Source organism: Chitinophaga ginsengisegetis (assembly GCF_900168065.1).
In the GTDB taxonomy this organism is placed as follows: Bacteria; Bacteroidota; Bacteroidia; order Chitinophagales; family Chitinophagaceae; genus Chitinophaga; species Chitinophaga ginsengisegetis.
In genome coordinates, this window is the sequence record NZ_FUZZ01000001.1 from 1,375,310 (window position 1) to 1,392,359 (window position 17,050).

The window sequence follows — 17,050 nt, forward strand, 5'->3', positions numbered from 1 at the left end:
AAGAAGATATCCGGAAATTGATGGTTCAATATTTAGTTATGCAAGCAGTAAACATAAACCAGCAACCATCCGCTACACTGGCCGAATTGCCAGGTCATGAAGAAAAATATTTCCTGGAAGGTCCCCGTTCGAGGGCAAAGGAATTTTCCTTTTCCGTGAAAGTGTTGATTGAATTTATCCGTGGATTCAGGGTATTACATTTTGCAGGACCTTGTATAGCCGTATTTGGCTCTGCGAGGGTACAGCCAGGATCCGACTATTACGAAACTGGCAGGAAAACCGGGGCCGGTATTGCAAAACTTGGTTTTACGGTAATGACAGGCGGAGGCCCTGGTATTATGGAAGCTGCAAACCGGGGAGCAAAAGAGGCCGGTGGTAAATCAGTGGGATGTAATATCAGTTTGCCCAGGGAACAAGCCGCCAATAAATACCTTGACCTGCAATTTAATTGCAGGTACTTTTTCGTCCGCAAAGTATTAATGTTCAAATATTCCTATGGGTTTGTAATACTGCCGGGAGGGATCGGCACCCTCGACGAATTCTCTGAAGCGCTTACTTTGATACAAACCCATAAAATCCTCAACTTCCCATTGGTGCTGCTGAACCGCGGCTATTGGGAACCACTGATGCCTTTGTTTCATAAAATGATTGAAAGCTACATGATAGAACCCGCAGATCTGAAATATATCTTACTGACAGATTCCGTTGAAGAAGCCATGGAGCATCTTCAAAAATACGCAGTGGCCCAATACCATGTAAAACGCAGGAAAGAGTTTCGCCGGTTTGCCCTTTTAGGCGAATAACCGGTGAAACCAGCCAATATGAGGTATCAGTTGGAAGGAAAATGTTCTTTTAAATACAGCTGAAAGTCTGAGGCTAGTATGTCAAAGCTGCTCTGTATCCGGTCCATTTTTTCGGTTAACATTTTCTGCAATATTGTAACACTTGCCGGACGGGTGGTTTGTTCATTACTACATAGCATTGCTTCCTGCAGATCTCTTACTTCGTGTCTGAGTAAACTTATCTGTTCATCCATTTTCAGGAACCTCTGCTGAAAAACTTCGAGATGCCTCAGGTGACTTCTTTCAAAATTATCAGAGAGTATATGCGCTAGTTTTGTTTTAAAAAGAATGGTTTCATCTTCCATCACTCTCAATATGTATCTCCAGGATTCATGCGCTGGCACATGTCCGTTCAAACTGTCTGGCATCATCTTATTTTTTAATATCTAATACGCTAAATTATTACCGGCCGGGTCCACAAAACATGACCACGATCAGTAATCTGGCTGTTTATGATCATAGTCATTATTTGTTATGAGCTATAAACAGGGGAGATGATAATGTTTGCATCAGTACATCTGCCATGCTTTCCCTGAACCACCGGGAAACTGTGCCTCTCCTGTAAGCCCCCAATACTACGATGGTCCCCTCCGGCTGTTCAAGCATATAGCTCACAATTTCCTCTTCGGGTATGCCATCTATTACTTTATACCCCGCTTTGGGGAAATGCCTCTTAATGAAATCCTTGATCAGGTGCTTATTTTCGAGGTGGTTTCCTTCGGGATTAACAGATACAATAGTTGTTGGCAATGTTTGCAGGGAGGGTAACAGGTAATTATACATTTTTATCGCATATACAGAAGATGGTTCACCGTCGTATAACAGCACTACATTCCTGATATCGCTAAAAACGACCGGCACCAGCACCTGGGCGGGCACAATCAGCACAGGACATTGCACATCCGTCAGCAAGTCGCGGATAAAACGGGTAGGCGGCTTCATAACATCGTGTACAAATGTTTCGTGCCCGTCTACGATCAGTAAATCTGCATAAATGCTTTCTTCCAGGGCACTCTGAAGGGAAATATTTCTATTGCGGTGAACGCTGTAGGCTATTTCCGCCTTCTGGCAGGCAGCTTCAAATATGCCGGCAGCAGCTTCCCGCCGTTCCTCATCAGCGGCTTCAAGTTTCCTGAGAGTAGCCTCGTCCGTTCCTGCTTTCAATAACTGGTATAAGTTAAAACTATTATAAGTCAGGTCATCGGAAAAAACTCCGGTCAGATGTGCGTGCTGTTGTTTCGCGATCCAAATGGAATAATGAAGGGTACTTTCTGAAAATCTGAGGCCATCAAATATAGCTGCGATCTTTTGCATGGCATTGTTTTGCTCAAAAGTAGCGCCGGAAGGAAAAATGACCTATGACCCGGATTAGTCCGGATCCTGATTTTCGTCATCATTGGGGTCATGACCTGAATCAAGAACGGGTATGACCGGTATCATTCACCCGCAGTAAATATTCTTATAATTTTATTATCGAAAGAAGAAAATTATTCCGGGTCATTCATACTTCAAAACCTGATATCATGCACGCTAATATCTTTTCCCCCGCCTACCTGATAGCCAATGTAATTAGCCTGGTAGTATTGATAGCAGCTATTTTCTGGCCTCTTATTGCCAGGTTCCTCCTGGCGCTGATATTCATCGGGGCGGCCTTTTTTAACGCTGTTATGGCCATCCGGGAACCAGAACTGTTTATGGTCTACGGTGCAATGACCGTTTCACCTGTTTACGAACAATTCATTTATGGGGCTTTCCGGGATAACATTACCGCAATTGTCGTGTCTATTTCAATATGCCAGTTGGCAGCAGGGGTTTTTATCGCTGCCAGGGGCGCACTGATGATGCTGGGGTTACTTGCTGCCACTACGTTCCTGATAGCGATAGCCCCACTAGGTGCCGGCTCCGCCTTTCCATCCACGCTTTTGCTGGCGGCAGCAGCTATCGTGCTGCTCTTTAAGGAAAGATATCTTTCCGCTCACCCCTTACGGTTCGGGTTCCATCATTTTCTTTCAGGCAAAAAGAATGAAATATGAAAAAAATGATTACCGTTTTAGACGGACTGAATTATTCCAGCAGTGCTGTTGAATATGCCGTGTTTATCGCTCAACAGGAAATGGCCCATCTTGTAGGTGTTTTCCCTGAAGATATAACCTACAGGAGTTATGCACTTTATGATCTCGTAGATGAATCAGGCGTATCCGATCAGCGGATAAGGGATTATGCAGATAAGGATAAGCAAACACGCGCGCGAAGCGTAGAACGGTTTGAACTGGCATGCCAGGAAGCGGGACTTAACTACTCTGTGCACAAAGACCAGGATATTGCTTTAGATGCCATATTACATGAAAGCATTTATGCGGATCTGATGATAATATCGTCAAAAGAAACATTTAACCGGCGTAAAGAAGATCCGCCCTCCCACTTCCTGAAACACCTGATTGCCGAGGCAGTATGCCCCATATTGCTGGTACCATCAGCATTTAAAGGACTTGACAAATCTGTGATGCTGTATGACGGATCCCCGTCATCAGTTTATGCTATCAGGATGTTTGACTATACCCTGCCCAGCTTAAAGTATAAACCGGTTAAAGTGGTTTCTGTAAAAAGTCCGTCGTCCGATCTGCATTTGCCGGACGGAAAGCTGATGAAGGAATTTATGAAAAGACATTACCCCGATGCCAGCTATCACGTATTACAGGGAATTCCGTGGGAAGTGATCCCTGACTATTTACAAAAAGGCCATAGCAGTACTATTGTTGTTCTAGGCGCTTATCATAGAAGCCGTTTGTCCAGGTGGTTTCACCCCAGCATGGCAGATGCCCTGATGTCGGCATTAGCATGCCCCTTGTTTATAGCTCATTGTAAATAGAAAAATAAAGGATGCCAAGGATACTTCTATATATCAGTATTTCAATATTCATGTGTCAGTGTACCACCTCCCGGATTACAGGAACCTGGAAAGGAACGGACATCCATCCTGAACATTATAAAAATATCCTCGTCCTGGCGATAATACACGGACCAGACAGCAGCTTACGGGAAATTATGGAAAAACATATGGTAAACCAGCTGACAGCGCATGGTTGCAGGGCGGTTTCCGCCTGTTCCTATTACGGACAGGGCGCTTTTGTTTCCCTGCCTGCTGATTCCATCAAAAAGATACTTCAACGGGATAGTATAAACGTAGTATTAACTATTGACCTCCGGGATAAATCCAGGGAAATCTACGACGTCACCGAAAAAGTTCTGTTTTCACTTTATCCTTTCCGGGAGAATGATTTCTGGATGTATTACGCCGCGATGAATGAGTATCATCCGTTTTATGGAGACTACAAGGAACATACGGCCTGGTTCTGGAAAAGCAATATCTATGACGTTACCAGCGGGGCGTTGGTTTACGCGGTACAAACAGCCTCTTTCGATCCGCTCTCCCGGGAAGATCTGAGTAGCGGTTATGCCCGTATTATTGTAAAAAACATCATCCGGAATAATATCCTTCAACCACATAAATACCCTGGAAACTAATGGGGCAACTTCTCCCTGAAATAACCATAGGTCCAGGTACCTGCAATAGCGCTTAGCAGTATAACAACCGCCACCAGTGCGCCGGTGCCGATTTGCGCAAATAAAGGCCCGGGACAGGCCCCGGTAAGAGCCCAGCCTAAACCAAAGATCAGGCCGCCGTAAATTTGCCCCTTGTTGAATTTCTTGGGATGGAATTCAATCTTTTCGCCATGAATGGTTTTAATGTTGAACTTCCGGATAAGCCATACGGAAATCATTCCCACCACTACAGCAGTACCGATCACACCATACATATGAAAGCTTTGCAGCCGGAACATTTCCTGGATGCGGAACCAGCTGATGACCTCTGCTTTAACAAACACCACACCGAACACGATACCTACTGCCATATACTTGAAATTATACCACCAGGGATGTTGGCGTTTTGATTCATTGACACAAATCGTATCCAGTGAACGGACTTCAAAATCTGTATTTTCCGGTGGTTGCTTTATGCCTTGCGTTGTAGTTTGCATATAGTTGTTCTGTAAAATTATAAATGAAGAATAAAGGGAAGTATCAGGTTGGCCATTATAAAGCCACCTGCCATGAACATAACAGTAGCCACCAGCGAAGGCCATTGCAGGTCGCTGAGCCCCATAATGGCATGCCCCGACGTGCAACCTCCCGCGTACCGGGCGCCAAAGCCTACCAGGAAGCCACCACCTGCCAGCATGATCAAACCACGCAGGGAAAAAAGACTACTCCAGGAGAACAATTCTTTCGGTAATAACGAGCTGTGGTCGGTAATTCCGTATGCCATCAGTTCTTTGGTAAGGGCCGGGTGCAACACTACCGGATTAGGGTCTGGTAATAATTGAGCGGCAATAACAGCGCCTGCCAATATTCCACCCACAAAAAAGAAATTCCAGATCTCTTTTTTCCAATCATACCGGAAAAAACTTATTCCGGCAGGAAAACAGGCCGCACAGGCATGACGCAGGTTGGCTGATATTCCAAAATGTTTGTTCCCCAATAATAGAAGTGCGGGCACTATAAGCCCGATTAGCACACCCGCCACATACCAGGGCCAGGGTTGTTGTAATATATGAAGCATTTGTATTGATTTATTGAACTACTGATTTCATTAATGAACTACAGGATTCCCTTCCTGTATCCACTTGTTCATACCGTCTGAAAAGTTCAGTACATTATTATACCCTTTTTGGGCAAGCAATGAATAGGCTATTGTGGCACGGTCGCCCCCCTGGCAATGGATCACTACTTTTTTATCTTTGCTGACCTTGTCGAGATTATTAAGCAGGGTGCCTATAAACACATGATCAGCTCCCTTGATATGCCCGGAACTATATTCCGTGGCGCCGCGCAGATCCACCACCTGGATTCCATTACTCTGATAGAGGTTTTTAAAGTCTTCTATAGCAATGACGGAGGCTTTTTCAAGTTTGCCGCCGGTGTCTTCCCATACTTTTACGGAAGGAATGTAACCATGAATATTATCAAGACCTATCCGCATCAGTTTGCGGGTAAGTCCGTTCAATTCAGAAGGGTCTGCCAGTAAAATAAACGGTGTTTCATAATCCAGGAACCAGCCGGCCCAGGTATTGAAGGAGTTATTGTTTTGTATATTAATACTGCCGGGAATATAACCTGCAGCGAAGGCTGCTTTATTACGTGTATCGATCAGTTTGTAGCCTTTATCCAGAGCGGCTTTCAGTTCGTCTTTGCCAATTTCTTTAAGCTCCGGTACCTGGGTAAGCAGTGGTCTGTTTATTTTATTGAGCCTTTTCATCATCGCAAAATATGCCGGTGGCTCGGGTTGATCCGCCAACAGGTACTGCACAAAACCCTCTTCATCCTGTTCAAAACGGAAAGCGGGGTTCCTGATAAGCTCATACCCGGTAGTGGTGGAGGGCACTGCACCCAGCGCTTTTCCACAGGCAGAACCGGCGCCATGTCCAGGCCAAACCTGTACAAAGCCCGGCAGGGCGCTGAATTTTTTTAGAGAGGCAAATAACTGGTGTGCCCCTGTTATCTCCGTGCCTTTCATACCGGCAGCCTTTTCCAGTAAATCAGGACGGCCAACATCACCTACAAACACAAAGTCTCCTGTAAATAACATAACGGGAACTTCACTGGCCGGTTTGTCTGTTAATAAAAAGCTGATACTTTCCGGTGTATGTCCCGGCGTATGTAGTACTGTCAGTTCAAGATTGCCCACCTGGATACGGCTGCCGTCCCGGAGGCCAATATGATCAAATTCGTATTGCCACTCAGGGCCGCCTTCATCAGAGAGGTATATGCCGGCTCCTGTAAGGGCGGCCAATTCCCGTGATCCCGAGAGGAAATCCGCATGGATGTGCGTTTCCAGGATATGGGTAATTTGCATTTTTTGTTCCTGTGCAATTTCCAGGTAAGTATCCACATCCCTTTTAGGGTCGATTACAGCGGCTACTCCCGCTTTCTGACATCCGATGAAATAACTGCCTTGTGCCAGGCTCTTATCATAAATGTGCTGAAAATACATAGTGTTTTGTTTTTCTGTTGACTACAAAGATGCCACCTCTATTTCAGTCTATAGGTGATACCAGTCACACAGAAAAAAAATCTACGGCTTAATCCATTCGAAAGAATTGCGGTGAATAATAACCCAGCCATTTTTCTCCATCTTTTTCATCAGGCGGCTGATCACTTCACGTGAAGAATTGAGATCGGTGGCTATTTCCTGGTGCGTGAGTTTAATCTGCCGCCCCATTTTCTTAACCTGCCCTTTAATATAAAATTCCAGTCTCTCATCCATATTTTTGAATGCAATCTCGTTGATGGTGTTCAGCAATTCCTCATAGCGGGCCCGCCACGTCCTTATCACAAAGTAGTGCCAGCTTTTATATTTGCCCAGCCATTCATCCATGTATTGAAGTGGGATGGTGAGCACGGTCACATCTGTCAATGCTTTAGCCACTACCTGGCTGTTCTCCTGCCGGTAAGTGCATACCATAGATACTGCGCAGGCCTCTCCGGGTTCTATATCATACATAAAAAACTCATTGCCCTCTTCATCTTCCTGGTAAAGCTTAACAATCCCCTGCAGTATCAGCATAGTAGATCTGATGGATTGTCCTTTGCGTAACATAACGGTGCCTGCCGGGATTTCCCGGATGTCGCCATGTTTCATCATTTCTTCATAAAGACCTTCTTCTAGTCCGGGAAATAATTTCCGGATGGGATATTGTTCCTGCATAGTTTCAAATTTACAACTTTAGGTCTTTTAAAAATCCGGTGCTACTCCTTGTCCTAATGGGTAAGTTTTCAGTGACTTTGGTCACACTGACGGGAAAAATCTTTAATAACGCTGCGTGACTATTATCACTGATAGCAACAACAAGGGCAGCGACCTTTGTGTCAAAATACATAACATGCACCTCCTTGGATATATAGCTTCTTTACTGATCGGCGTATCATTAGGATTGATTGGCGGCGGCGGCTCCATACTAACCATGCCCCTCATGGTTTACCTGTTTGGCGTGTCTCCGGTAACCGCTACTTCCTATTCTTTATTCGTGGTGGGCTCCGCCAGTCTTGTAGGCGCAGCAAAGCAGTATAAACAAGGATTTGTAAACATCAGGATAGCCTTGTTGCTGGCCGCCATTTCTGCAGCAATTGTTTTCCTCACCCGTAAATGGCTGGTACCGGCTATACCGGAGCACATCGCCACTATACATGGATTTGTAATTACAGAAAACTGGCTTACAATGATTTTGTTTGCTTGTCTGATGGTTATCTCATCTGTATCCATGATGCGCAACAAATCTGTTTCCTCAACAGGAATAGCTGACCGGAAAATCAGTACCGGGAAAATGATCCTGTCTGGCGCTGGCATCGGGTTAGTAACCGGTTTACTGGGAGCCGGCGGTGGATTCCTGCTCATCCCTGCACTGGTACTGTTATTACATCTTCCTATGAAAGAGGCTATTGGTACTTCCCTGCTGGTGATTGCCTTAAACTCCCTGATAGGATTTACCGGCAACCTGTATGATAAGGGAATAGACTGGCAGCTCCTGTTAACAGTTACTTCACTGGCCATAGCAGGTATTTTAGCGGGGAGCTACCTTAACCGGAAAATCCCTGCCGGCGGACTAAAAAAGGGATTCGGCTGGTTTGTACTGGCGATGGGTATCTATATCCTGGTTAAGGAATTTGCAGGTGCACTATAATATGCCTAAAAACATTGCTCCTAAAACCCATTCTCTGCCAGCCAGCTTTTGAACAAATTAAACCAGTTATTCCCGCTGTTAAGATCTGTTAAACCAAAACCATGACCACCGGATTGCAGTATGTGCATTTCGGCCTTTACATGCGCATTCAGCAACGCATTAAAAAACAGGAGTGAATTTCTGACAGGTATCACATCGTCGTCAACAGCATGCACCAGGAACGTTGGCGGCGTATTTGCGGTAACCTGTTTATCGGTGCTATACAGATCCAGCAATGCTGCGGATGGATTTTTACCGATCAGGTTTTCGCGGGTTCTTGGAATAGCAGGATCATAGATGATAACAGGATACAGCAGTGCCATAAAATCTGCCCGGAGATTAACCCGTTCCGTATTTTCAACAACCACCCTGTTTAACTGCGTACCTGCTGTTGACACCAGGTGACCGCCCGCTGAAAGTCCCATTGTGCCCACCTTGTGAGGATCAATGCCCCACTCCGCAGCCCTTTTACGTACCAGTTGGATGGCTGCCTGGGCGTCCTGTAACGGGCCAATTGTTTTATCAATCATGATGGTATCATGCGGTAAACGGTATTTCACTACAAACGCAGTGACGCCCGTTTCAGTGAGCGCTTTGGCAATTTCATAGCAGGTAGCCGGCGCCAGCACAAAATAACCTCCTCCGGGAAAAATAAGGATGGCCGTGCCGGTGGCGGTTCCCTTCTTTGGGAAAAAAGGTATCAGGCCCGGTTGCGTTACTTTTCTTATTAAACCCGAGGTATCTGTTTCTTCTATATAATCCGGAGGTATCTTTCTGGAGTTCGGAATATGTTGCTCATACAGCGGTATCATTTTTTCCTGCGCACCGGCCAACTGTAAAAATGACAAAAAAGCCAATACTGATATTATTCTTTTCATCTTTATAAACATCATATAACACCCAAATTATACATACGCCAGCCGATGAGATGTGCAGAAATGCTCAATTTTATTTTTTCCTGAAAATCATAGGCTGGATGCCATAAGCTGATTTAAATGCCCGGCAGAAAGCGCTCGTATTTTCAAACCCGCATATCCAGGTGATTTCCTGCACAGGTTTGTTGGTGTGTTGCAGCAACCGGGCAGCATGCTCCAGCCTGATGCGGATAAGGTATTGATAAGGCGTACAATGAAACGCCGCTTTGAACTGCCTGATTAATTGAGGAACAGATAAACAGGCCAGATGACTGATCTTATATAAATCAAGATTCTCCCTATAAGAAGAATGCAGGACATCCCTGGCTATGCATAACCGTTTGTAGATCTCCTTTCTCGTGGTTGCCTTCACCGCATTTACCTTATCCCCACGAACCATTTCGGACTTATGTACCCCGATCAGGTGCCGCAATAAAAAAAACAGGCGTTCATCTGCCATCGCTGCGTCATACCCCCTGTTTTCAATGGTGGTGGTGAGCCCGGTCAGCTGCGCCTGCAAATCAGGTGTGATAGTATTAAGTGTTTGAAAAAACTCAGGTGCGGTTTTATTATCTGAAGATGGGTACTGCAACAGTGTTTCCTCACTGTTAAGCATATCATCAAACACTGATGAAGCAAATTCCTTTTGAAAGAATATGGATAAGCATTTCACTTTTTCGTCGCCGTCAGTACGACAGGAATAACGCTGGTCGTCATTCAATACCAGGAATTGCCCCGGCCTTATAACCAGCCTGCGACGATCAATCCCATAGCACTCCTCTCCGCTGAGTACCGTTTTAACAGAAAGACATCCCACATGATCATCGCAACGACTACCACTGCTTTCCGCATTAATAATAATATTATGCTTTTTGAATTTGCTGAAATACAATGCTTCATCAAATCCTGGCTCTGTATGATCAGGCACACTGGTAAAATACATATACTGCGCAGTTCAATGATCTAATATTACGATTAAATCTATAACCCCGTGAAATTTGTTTAATATCGCCGCTCAAAAAGCGGCCAGCCCCGGTTTTTCCTGCCGCCGATCGTGTAGGGCTTTTTAACATTATCAACCCGCACTGCATCAAGCGTTACATCCGCGGAGAAGACGGGCAGATAGAACTGGAAAACGGGGTGTATGTAACAGTATCGCAGCGTAAAAAGGAAGAGTTGCTAAAAAAGTTCAGGTATAAGAAGTAGATAAGTTAATGTTACCTGCTTGATAAAATTAGCCCCGGCATGACTCAAAATTATTTACATCCGGCCCGGGAAAAATTAATCAGCAGGGAAACAATTGATTATCAAAAATATACAAGCCGATTTCAATACGGATCTTTCTTATTATTAGGACTACAGATCATCTGCTTAAAAATAAATTCCCTGTAATTAGAAATATTCTTTTACTTTAGATATCGTTATGCGTGCTACTGACCCTCAGGTATCACGAAACTGATTTGCTTAACCTATTTCTCATTTTTTTGCTATAGTCTCACAATAACCCAAGTATTTTTTCAACCAATAAAAATTACCCATGAAACGTACCCACTATTTGAAAACAATCCCATTGTTAGCAGTATTGTTTTTCTTATCCTGTAGTAAGGATAAGCAATCTAATGAATCAGATAACCAGAAAGACGGCCCCATCACTTTAAAATCCGGTGTGATGGTCGAAAAAAAGGGCGCTGATTATTTTTGGGAAGGTGACATCCGCCTTACTAAAGAACAATACAAAAACCTGGATCTCTATGGTCAGTTACAGTCGAAGAAGCCCGACTATGTAGGCGCTGAGAAGAACGCACACCCGGTTTACAACGTGCCCTTTCAAAACACCGCTCAGGGTCGCACCATTCCACGCGCATTCAGTATATACCCCACCGCCTATAATTTATGGGCAATGGTGAGGATTATATACGGATCAAATTTAACGTTGGCAGAGAAGCAGAAAGTACGTTCAGCACTGCTTGAAATGCAGTCCAATACCAACGTAAGATTCTACAATGCCACCTGCGAACCACTCGTTGACCCCACTTATGGATTTACCTACCCCAACATCGAATTCTGGTCTACAGATGGTGCTGATGTCAGTGAATCAAACCTCGGAAGAACTGGCGGTGTACAACGTATCAACCTCGCCGATTTTGCCTTTAATTCGTGGGATAACAGTGTAATTATTCATGAAATCTGCCATGCACTGGGATTAAGACATGAACATACGCGCCTCGACAGGAACTCGTTTGTTACTGTGAATACATCCAATCTTACTTCATCCGGACTGGCGCAATTTAATATCCCGTCCACCAATTACTACCAGACAGGTACTTACGACTACACTTCTGTAATGGGATACAGCTCTTATACAAGCAGTACCTCCATTGTACATAACACCAGCCTGCCGATGTACACTAAAACAGACGGCACTGATATCTACCAGGGTAGTTTTCTTTCCAACAGCGACAGATCCTGGATAAACTACTTCTATATTCCGTATATGGCAAGAACAGATGTGTATGCTGAGTTAGCGCCTACGGTGTACAAGTCGGATAACACGATCATGACGCCGAGTGAAAGACTCGATTTTCAGGCATACCTGAACAACGGCAATCCAACGCCTCCTAATTGTTGTACGCTGGCCAACGATCTGGGAAAGTTTACTTGTCCTTAAGTTAACAATACCGGGAAGAAGCCTGTCACAAACGACGGGCTTCTTTCCCATTTAAAAGATAAAAACGTAATTTACTTTTCAACATAGCTAAAATATCGACGGATGAAAAGCTTTTTCTTTTTTTTATGTCCAATTGTGACGTTGCTGTTGTTACAATCCTGCGATAAGAACGATAAGGATGATGATTTACAGGTAGACCCTTTTACCTATGGCGCTAAATTCGATTGGCGGGAAGATTCTATAAAAACACAACAGGAAGGGGCCTGGACAAAGATCAGTAATGGCAACGTATTTTCCTGGCTGGCAAAAGACAACACACTGCAAAGCACCGGTTTCGCGGCTTATGGTCTTCGCACAAATATCAAAACAGATTTTGTATATACTATCCGGAAAGATTCTGTATTTGCAATTAAGCTGACTGCCGACAGTATCTATTTCCTGGATGGAAATGGCAAGCCAAGAACAGATCTGAAAGGGAAAATAACCTATTCCCCGGATACTTCATTAGTGGTGCTCAACACAGCAGTATCACCGGCGATTACGATAAAATACAAACTGGAAAAGTAAGCACTGTTACTTAAAAAATTATAAACTGCCGGTTATTAAAACTGGCTTTAGGTGTTTATAGCCGGTTCATTTAAACTAATCAGAACTGTACCATGGCTCCCAGGCGGGCGCCATAAAAGTAATTACCGGAACCATTGAACTGTGTGGAAATCTGTGTACCGTTTGTCAGGTAAGATATATCGGTTCCTTTGGAAACCCTTGCATTCCCCAGAACTCCGTCCAGTGAAAACGAAAGAAAACCATTAACGGCATATCTGAAATTCAAACCATAATCCATGCCGTGCCCCTTTGAGGTTTGTTCAAAACTCAATGGATGCATGAAGATATCTATCAGGTTCCAGTCCGCCTCTCCCCTGTAACGGATCAACGTATAGGCTATATTGGCGCCAACCGACAGCGACCGGTTAATCAGGTAATTACCTTCCAGGGAGAATGCTGGTCCACGCCACCTTGCAGTGTAAGTGCTTTGCAGGTCTGTTAACTCCGGGCTGAGGATAACAAAGTTTTGCCGGGTGTTCTTATAGGATACGCCGGCCCCCAAACTGAACTTTGTACGTTGGAGAAATATAACGTTGACGCCTATCCTGAACACCTCCAAATAGCCCCTGTCGCTGGAAAAGGATTGCTGAAACGTAGGATCTGTACGGTCATCGCCTTTATAATCCGTGTCCATCCCGCTGCCACCGGCTACACCGTTTCTTTGATAGTACGCATCAAACCGCAGATATTTCACCGGCCTGTAGGCGCCATTTAAATAAAAACCAAGAGAGGTAATGCTGTTAAAATGCAGCTCTGATAAAACATTGGGGGATTGCCCCTCTGAATTGCCTGCAATGGACCAGTCGAAATTATTTACGTTCAGGGCGCCACCGCCTGATACTGAGAATTGGCGGGACTGTGCATTTACCGGCAATTGACTAAACAGCGTGATAATAATGAGGGTAACACCCGACCATGAGAGTTTGAAGCTGGCCATGTTATTGGGATTAGATAACAGATGCAAATAGTGTTTTCATGCTTACTAAAGATACATGCTTCTCCGGGAAAAGAAAATGAAAACATAAGTTTCAGGGAAAAAATATTTCTTTCCTCCAGGTTAAAAATCTACAGCATCAGATCCACAAAGTTCTGCGATTCAGGTCGGGTATTTATTTTGGCTGCTACAGGCTGTTCTTCTTAATCATCTAATCCTCTACCATCGAGAATTTGCTCTATATATTTTTCCACTCTCGACTCCCGTGTTTTAGATTGTTTAGGAGCAGAAAAATAAAGCAGGTATCCTCTTTGCCGGCCTGGCGTCAGTTCATAAAAAGCAGTTTTCAAAGCAGGCGTTTTATCCAGTTGCTTTTGAAATTCCTCCGGAACGGGGTATTCTTTGGTCTTTTTAAACTCCACTTTCACGCCGGCTTCTTCCAGTTCAACGGCTTCGTAAATGTAGGCTTTCAGGGTAGATGCCAGTTTGGTGATCTCCTGGAGGCTGGTAAACCGCACCTGGCGGGCCGCCTGCACATTCTCTGTTTGCTGGATCAGGATACCTTTAGGATCCTTTAACAGCGCGCCTTTAAAAAATAACACCGCACAGTATTCTTTAAAAACATGTATTAAAACGATGTTACTTTTCTCAAACGTGTAACAAGGACATCCCCACTTCAATTCTTCAGTCAGGTGACAATCGAGCACAATCGCTCTCAACTTCTCTATTTCTTTCTTCCACGTTTTAGCTTTGTCAAAATAAAAATCAACCTTGGGATTCATTTTATTTCATTTTTATTGATTAACTAAAATGGTTTTCCTATCCGCCGGCCTGAAGTACCAGGATATTACAGTCAGTGCAAGTAATAACAACGAGGGAAATATATGGTTCGTGGTGCCTGTTGCCAGATGTGAAAAGGCCGCTCCCGACATGGCAAAGAAAAAGCCTGCATACGCCCATTCCTTCAATAAAGGAAATTTAGGAATAAGTACTGCTACAGCTCCCAACAATTTCCAGACACCCAGTATTGTCAGTAAATAGGTGGGATAGCCTAAATTCTCTGTAAAATCTACTTCCGCCTTCACTTTGAATAATTGTACTATTCCGGTAGATACCATTCCCAATGCAAGCCAGAGCGTAGCAATCCAGTAGATAATTTTATTTCTCTTTGACATGATGTGTTATTTTAATTTGCTTACAATAGTTTGTAACCGGTTATGCGCCATATTCAGACCTGGGGCAAAACCCATTTGCATCATCTGATCCCTGAGTGCAACAGATTTATATACGATATGCATACTGAGTTTACTGGTGTCGTCTGTAAGGGGTTCAAATACCAGGAATTCGAGTTGGGCGGGAAAAGGCGCATTCTCCATTTCAAATGTCCGGGTAATTTTCTGATCCGGAACAAACTCGTGGATGGTGCCACTGGCCTCAAACACTACCTTTCCGCTGGCATCGCTTGTTTCAAAATGCCAGCCGCCGTGCTTCTTATTTTCCAGCTTCAGCACTTTGGTTCCCATCCATTGCTCCACAATTTCGGGCTCTACATAGGCTCTAAAAAGCAGATCCACCGGCAAATCAAACTCCCTCGTTATTACTAATTCCTGTTTGCCGTCTTCGGCATTAACTTTTGTTTTACGTTCCATATGGGTGTTATTTTTTTGATTTGTACTTTTTCATGATGGCCTCCAATTTGTTAAACCGGTCATCCCACATTTGGCGGAATGGCTCAATAAAGTCTGCTACTGCTTTCATTTTTTTTGCGTTGATGTGATAATAAATCTCCCTGCCGTTTTGCTTTTGTTCAAGTAGTTCACACTCCGTGAGTATCTGCAGGTGCTTTGAAACGGTCGGTCTCGCCGTGTCAAAGTTCGAGGCTATTGCACCTGCTGTCATGGCCTGCGAAGCTACCAATAGAAGTATAGCCCGTCTTGTCGGGTCCGCTATGGCTTGAAATACATCTCGTCGTAAATTCATTGTGTAGCTATTTGACTACAAATATAAATGTAGTTATTTAACTACACAAATTTATTTTTGCCCGGCTCTGTATCTTTTACAGCGATTGCAGAAGCAGACAGCTGATCAGCAAGGGGATGAAGTTAGGCTACATCACCGATTTTAAAGGGAACCTGCTAACCGATATCTATTCGCCCATTGATGGCTTTATCGTTTACCAGATCGCCACGCCACCGGTAAATAAAGGAGAAATACTGTTCAGCTTTGGGGCATTGTAAGCCGGAGGCAACAGATAACAACAGGCATAACAGGTACCGTCATAAAAACCGTACATCGTAAAACCTGTAATACTCAACCGGGATAAGGCTATCGGCTATCTCCAATAAGTTTAAAAATGCATTATCTTTAATGCTAAAGCTAATTTCATCCGATGAAGATAAGAGACGAAAAACTACAGCAAATTATTGATTGGGCTAAAGATAATAAAGATGTCAGCGTAATGCTCCTCACCAGCTCACTGGTAAACCCACTGGCCCCGGTCGACGACTTCAGCGACCTTGATATTGAGCTGGTTTTTGAAAACATGGAAGCCTATCAGCTGAATAATGAATGGACGCATACCTTTGGAACACCTGTTTCAATGGTTGAAGAAGATGAAACCGTATTTGACAATAAACACGCTATGAAAATGGTGCTGTATGATGATTATGTAAAAGTAGATTTCAAGCTATATAAAAAATCTGAGTTTATAAAAGAGATCCATAGTGACACCTTACCGGAGGATTGGGACGTGGGTTACAAAGTTCTTGTTGACAAGCACCATCTTACTCAACAACTAAAGGCGCCCACTTACCAATCTGTCATCATTAAAAAACCTGCAGTGCAAAAGTTCAACCAGGTGATGAATGATTGTTGGTGGGATATGACCTACGTGGCTAAATGCCTCGCCCGTGATGAAATTTTCTATGCCAAATTCATGACCGAAAATATGATGAGAACGGATTATTTAGTTCCCATGATAGAGTGGTATATCGCCAGTCGCCACAACTGGGATATCACTACCAACAAACACGGCAGGTTGTTCAAAAAATACCTGCCCTCCGGTTTGTGGGAAAAAATCGAATCCACATTTTCGGGAAGTGACATCGGGGAAAATTGGAATGCCCTGTTTGCTTACGCTGACCTGGTGCATCTCTTGGGCGTTGAACTGTCTGAAAAGCTGGGATATAGTTACCCGGCGGAATTGGAAAAAAATATCAGGAAATATCTGGAAGAGATAAGAGCGAAGTGTAATGATAGCAGATAACTACTTATCATTTCTGATCCGGTAAAGCGCCACGTCCTTCGTC

General features: G+C 44.0%; 22 protein-coding genes. 9 read left to right on the forward strand and 13 right to left on the reverse strand.

The genetic code is table 11. The features are described 5' to 3' along the window. The first annotated feature begins 38 nt into the window (after positions 1 to 38). Complete coding sequence (locus B5Z18_RS05310; protein WP_079468343.1) at positions 39 to 803, forward strand: LOG family protein; 765 nt, start codon at positions 39 to 41, stop codon at positions 801 to 803. Between the two features lie 26 nt (positions 804 to 829). Here the strand turns inward: B5Z18_RS05310 and B5Z18_RS05315 are convergent, their stop codons facing one another. Both B5Z18_RS05315 and B5Z18_RS05320 read right to left on the reverse strand, forming a co-directional pair. Continuing rightward, complete coding sequence (locus B5Z18_RS05315; protein WP_079468344.1) at positions 830 to 1,210, reverse strand: hypothetical protein; 381 nt, start codon at positions 1,208 to 1,210, stop codon at positions 830 to 832. A 97-nt stretch (positions 1,211 to 1,307) separates the two neighbouring features. Further along, a complete protein-coding gene (locus B5Z18_RS05320) occupies positions 1,308 to 2,156 on the reverse strand; it encodes a universal stress protein (RefSeq protein ID WP_079468345.1) in 849 nt (282 codons plus the stop codon). 209 nt (positions 2,157 to 2,365) lie between these two features. On the opposite strand from B5Z18_RS05320, the gene B5Z18_RS05325 reads away from it, so the two are divergent. Genes B5Z18_RS05325 through B5Z18_RS05335 form a run of 3 tightly spaced genes read left to right on the forward strand, consistent with a single transcriptional unit; the run spans position 2,366 to position 4,367 of the window. Next, positions 2,366 to 2,875 carry a hypothetical protein gene (locus tag B5Z18_RS05325; RefSeq protein ID WP_079468346.1) on the forward strand — a complete coding sequence of 170 codons (510 nt, stop codon included), beginning with the start codon at positions 2,366 to 2,368 and terminating at the stop codon, positions 2,873 to 2,875. Next, positions 2,872 to 3,711 (forward strand): universal stress protein, encoded by an 840-nt coding sequence (locus tag B5Z18_RS05330; RefSeq protein ID WP_079468347.1) that lies wholly within the window; start codon positions 2,872 to 2,874, stop codon positions 3,709 to 3,711. Before B5Z18_RS05325 ends, B5Z18_RS05330 begins: the two co-directional genes overlap by 4 nt. A 50-nt stretch (positions 3,712 to 3,761) precedes the next feature. After that, positions 3,762 to 4,367: a hypothetical protein gene (locus tag B5Z18_RS05335; protein WP_079468348.1), complete on the forward strand. Its 606-nt coding sequence runs from the start codon at positions 3,762 to 3,764 to the stop codon at positions 4,365 to 4,367. Here the strand turns inward: B5Z18_RS05335 and B5Z18_RS05340 are convergent. The 4 genes from B5Z18_RS05340 to B5Z18_RS05355 all read right to left on the reverse strand — a co-directional run bounded on the left by B5Z18_RS05340 (position 4,364) and on the right by B5Z18_RS05355 (position 7,608). Further along, positions 4,364 to 4,882, reverse strand: coding sequence for a DUF6691 family protein (locus tag B5Z18_RS05340; protein WP_079468349.1), 519 nt, complete (start codon positions 4,880 to 4,882; stop codon positions 4,364 to 4,366). The genes B5Z18_RS05335 and B5Z18_RS05340 overlap by 4 nt on opposite strands. Positions 4,883 to 4,899: 17 nt before the next feature. After that, complete coding sequence (locus B5Z18_RS05345) at positions 4,900 to 5,463, reverse strand: YeeE/YedE family protein (RefSeq protein ID WP_079468350.1); 564 nt, start codon at positions 5,461 to 5,463, stop codon at positions 4,900 to 4,902. 30 nt (positions 5,464 to 5,493) lie between these two features. Then, on the reverse strand, positions 5,494 to 6,894 hold the full coding sequence (locus tag B5Z18_RS05350) for an MBL fold metallo-hydrolase (protein ID WP_079468351.1): 1,401 nt from the start codon (positions 6,892 to 6,894) through the stop codon (positions 5,494 to 5,496). An 81-nt stretch (positions 6,895 to 6,975) separates the two neighbouring features. Further along, on the reverse strand, positions 6,976 to 7,608 hold the full coding sequence (locus B5Z18_RS05355; RefSeq protein ID WP_079468352.1) for a Crp/Fnr family transcriptional regulator: 633 nt from the start codon (positions 7,606 to 7,608) through the stop codon (positions 6,976 to 6,978). Positions 7,609 to 7,783: 175 nt separating this feature from the next. On the opposite strand from B5Z18_RS05355, the gene B5Z18_RS05360 reads away from it, so the two are divergent. Next, the gene (locus B5Z18_RS05360) at positions 7,784 to 8,581 is read left to right on the forward strand and encodes a sulfite exporter TauE/SafE family protein (protein ID WP_079468353.1); all 798 of its coding nucleotides are present in this window, start codon (positions 7,784 to 7,786) and stop codon (positions 8,579 to 8,581) included. Positions 8,582 to 8,601: 20 nt separating this feature from the next. Here the strand turns inward: B5Z18_RS05360 and B5Z18_RS05365 are convergent, their stop codons facing one another. Next, positions 8,602 to 9,498, reverse strand: a complete 897-nt coding sequence (locus B5Z18_RS05365) for an alpha/beta hydrolase (protein WP_143313496.1) — start codon at positions 9,496 to 9,498, stop codon at positions 8,602 to 8,604. 70 nt (positions 9,499 to 9,568) lie between these two features. Further along, positions 9,569 to 10,477, reverse strand: coding sequence for a helix-turn-helix domain-containing protein (locus B5Z18_RS05370; RefSeq protein WP_079468355.1), 909 nt, complete (start codon positions 10,475 to 10,477; stop codon positions 9,569 to 9,571). 594 nt (positions 10,478 to 11,071) lie between these two features. On the opposite strand from B5Z18_RS05370, the gene B5Z18_RS05375 reads away from it, so the two are divergent. Together B5Z18_RS05375 and B5Z18_RS05380 are read left to right on the forward strand one after the other, a co-directional pair. Next, a complete protein-coding gene (locus B5Z18_RS05375; RefSeq protein WP_079468356.1) occupies positions 11,072 to 12,202 on the forward strand; it encodes a M12 family metallopeptidase in 1,131 nt (376 codons plus the stop codon). Positions 12,203 to 12,304: 102 nt separating this feature from the next. After that, the gene (locus B5Z18_RS05380; protein ID WP_079468357.1) at positions 12,305 to 12,769 is read left to right on the forward strand and encodes a hypothetical protein; all 465 of its coding nucleotides are present in this window, start codon (positions 12,305 to 12,307) and stop codon (positions 12,767 to 12,769) included. Positions 12,770 to 12,848: 79 nt separating this feature from the next. Here the strand turns inward: B5Z18_RS05380 and B5Z18_RS05385 are convergent, their stop codons facing one another. The 5 genes from B5Z18_RS05385 to B5Z18_RS05405 form a co-directional block, all read right to left on the reverse strand. Next, entirely contained in the window at positions 12,849 to 13,745 is an 897-nt protein-coding gene (locus B5Z18_RS05385; RefSeq protein WP_079468358.1) for a hypothetical protein, read from the reverse strand. 200 nt (positions 13,746 to 13,945) lie between these two features. Next, positions 13,946 to 14,524: a YdeI/OmpD-associated family protein gene (locus tag B5Z18_RS05390; protein ID WP_079468359.1), complete on the reverse strand. Its 579-nt coding sequence runs from the start codon at positions 14,522 to 14,524 to the stop codon at positions 13,946 to 13,948. 12 nt (positions 14,525 to 14,536) lie between these two features. Then, positions 14,537 to 14,917, reverse strand: a complete 381-nt coding sequence (locus tag B5Z18_RS05395; protein ID WP_079468360.1) for a DoxX family protein — start codon at positions 14,915 to 14,917, stop codon at positions 14,537 to 14,539. 6 nt (positions 14,918 to 14,923) lie between these two features. After that, positions 14,924 to 15,391: an SRPBCC family protein gene (locus B5Z18_RS05400; protein ID WP_079468361.1), complete on the reverse strand. Its 468-nt coding sequence runs from the start codon at positions 15,389 to 15,391 to the stop codon at positions 14,924 to 14,926. Between the two features lie 7 nt (positions 15,392 to 15,398). Then, a complete protein-coding gene (locus B5Z18_RS05405; RefSeq protein WP_079468362.1) occupies positions 15,399 to 15,722 on the reverse strand; it encodes an ArsR/SmtB family transcription factor in 324 nt (107 codons plus the stop codon). 116 nt (positions 15,723 to 15,838) lie between these two features. Here B5Z18_RS05405 and B5Z18_RS32450 point away from each other — a divergent pair, with 116 nt between their 5' ends. Then, positions 15,839 to 15,979, forward strand: coding sequence for a hypothetical protein (locus B5Z18_RS32450; RefSeq protein WP_159454203.1), 141 nt, complete (start codon positions 15,839 to 15,841; stop codon positions 15,977 to 15,979). A 152-nt stretch (positions 15,980 to 16,131) separates the two neighbouring features. Continuing rightward, positions 16,132 to 17,007: an AadS family aminoglycoside 6-adenylyltransferase gene (locus B5Z18_RS05410; protein ID WP_079468363.1), complete on the forward strand. Its 876-nt coding sequence runs from the start codon at positions 16,132 to 16,134 to the stop codon at positions 17,005 to 17,007. Positions 17,008 to 17,050: the final 43 nt, after the last annotated feature.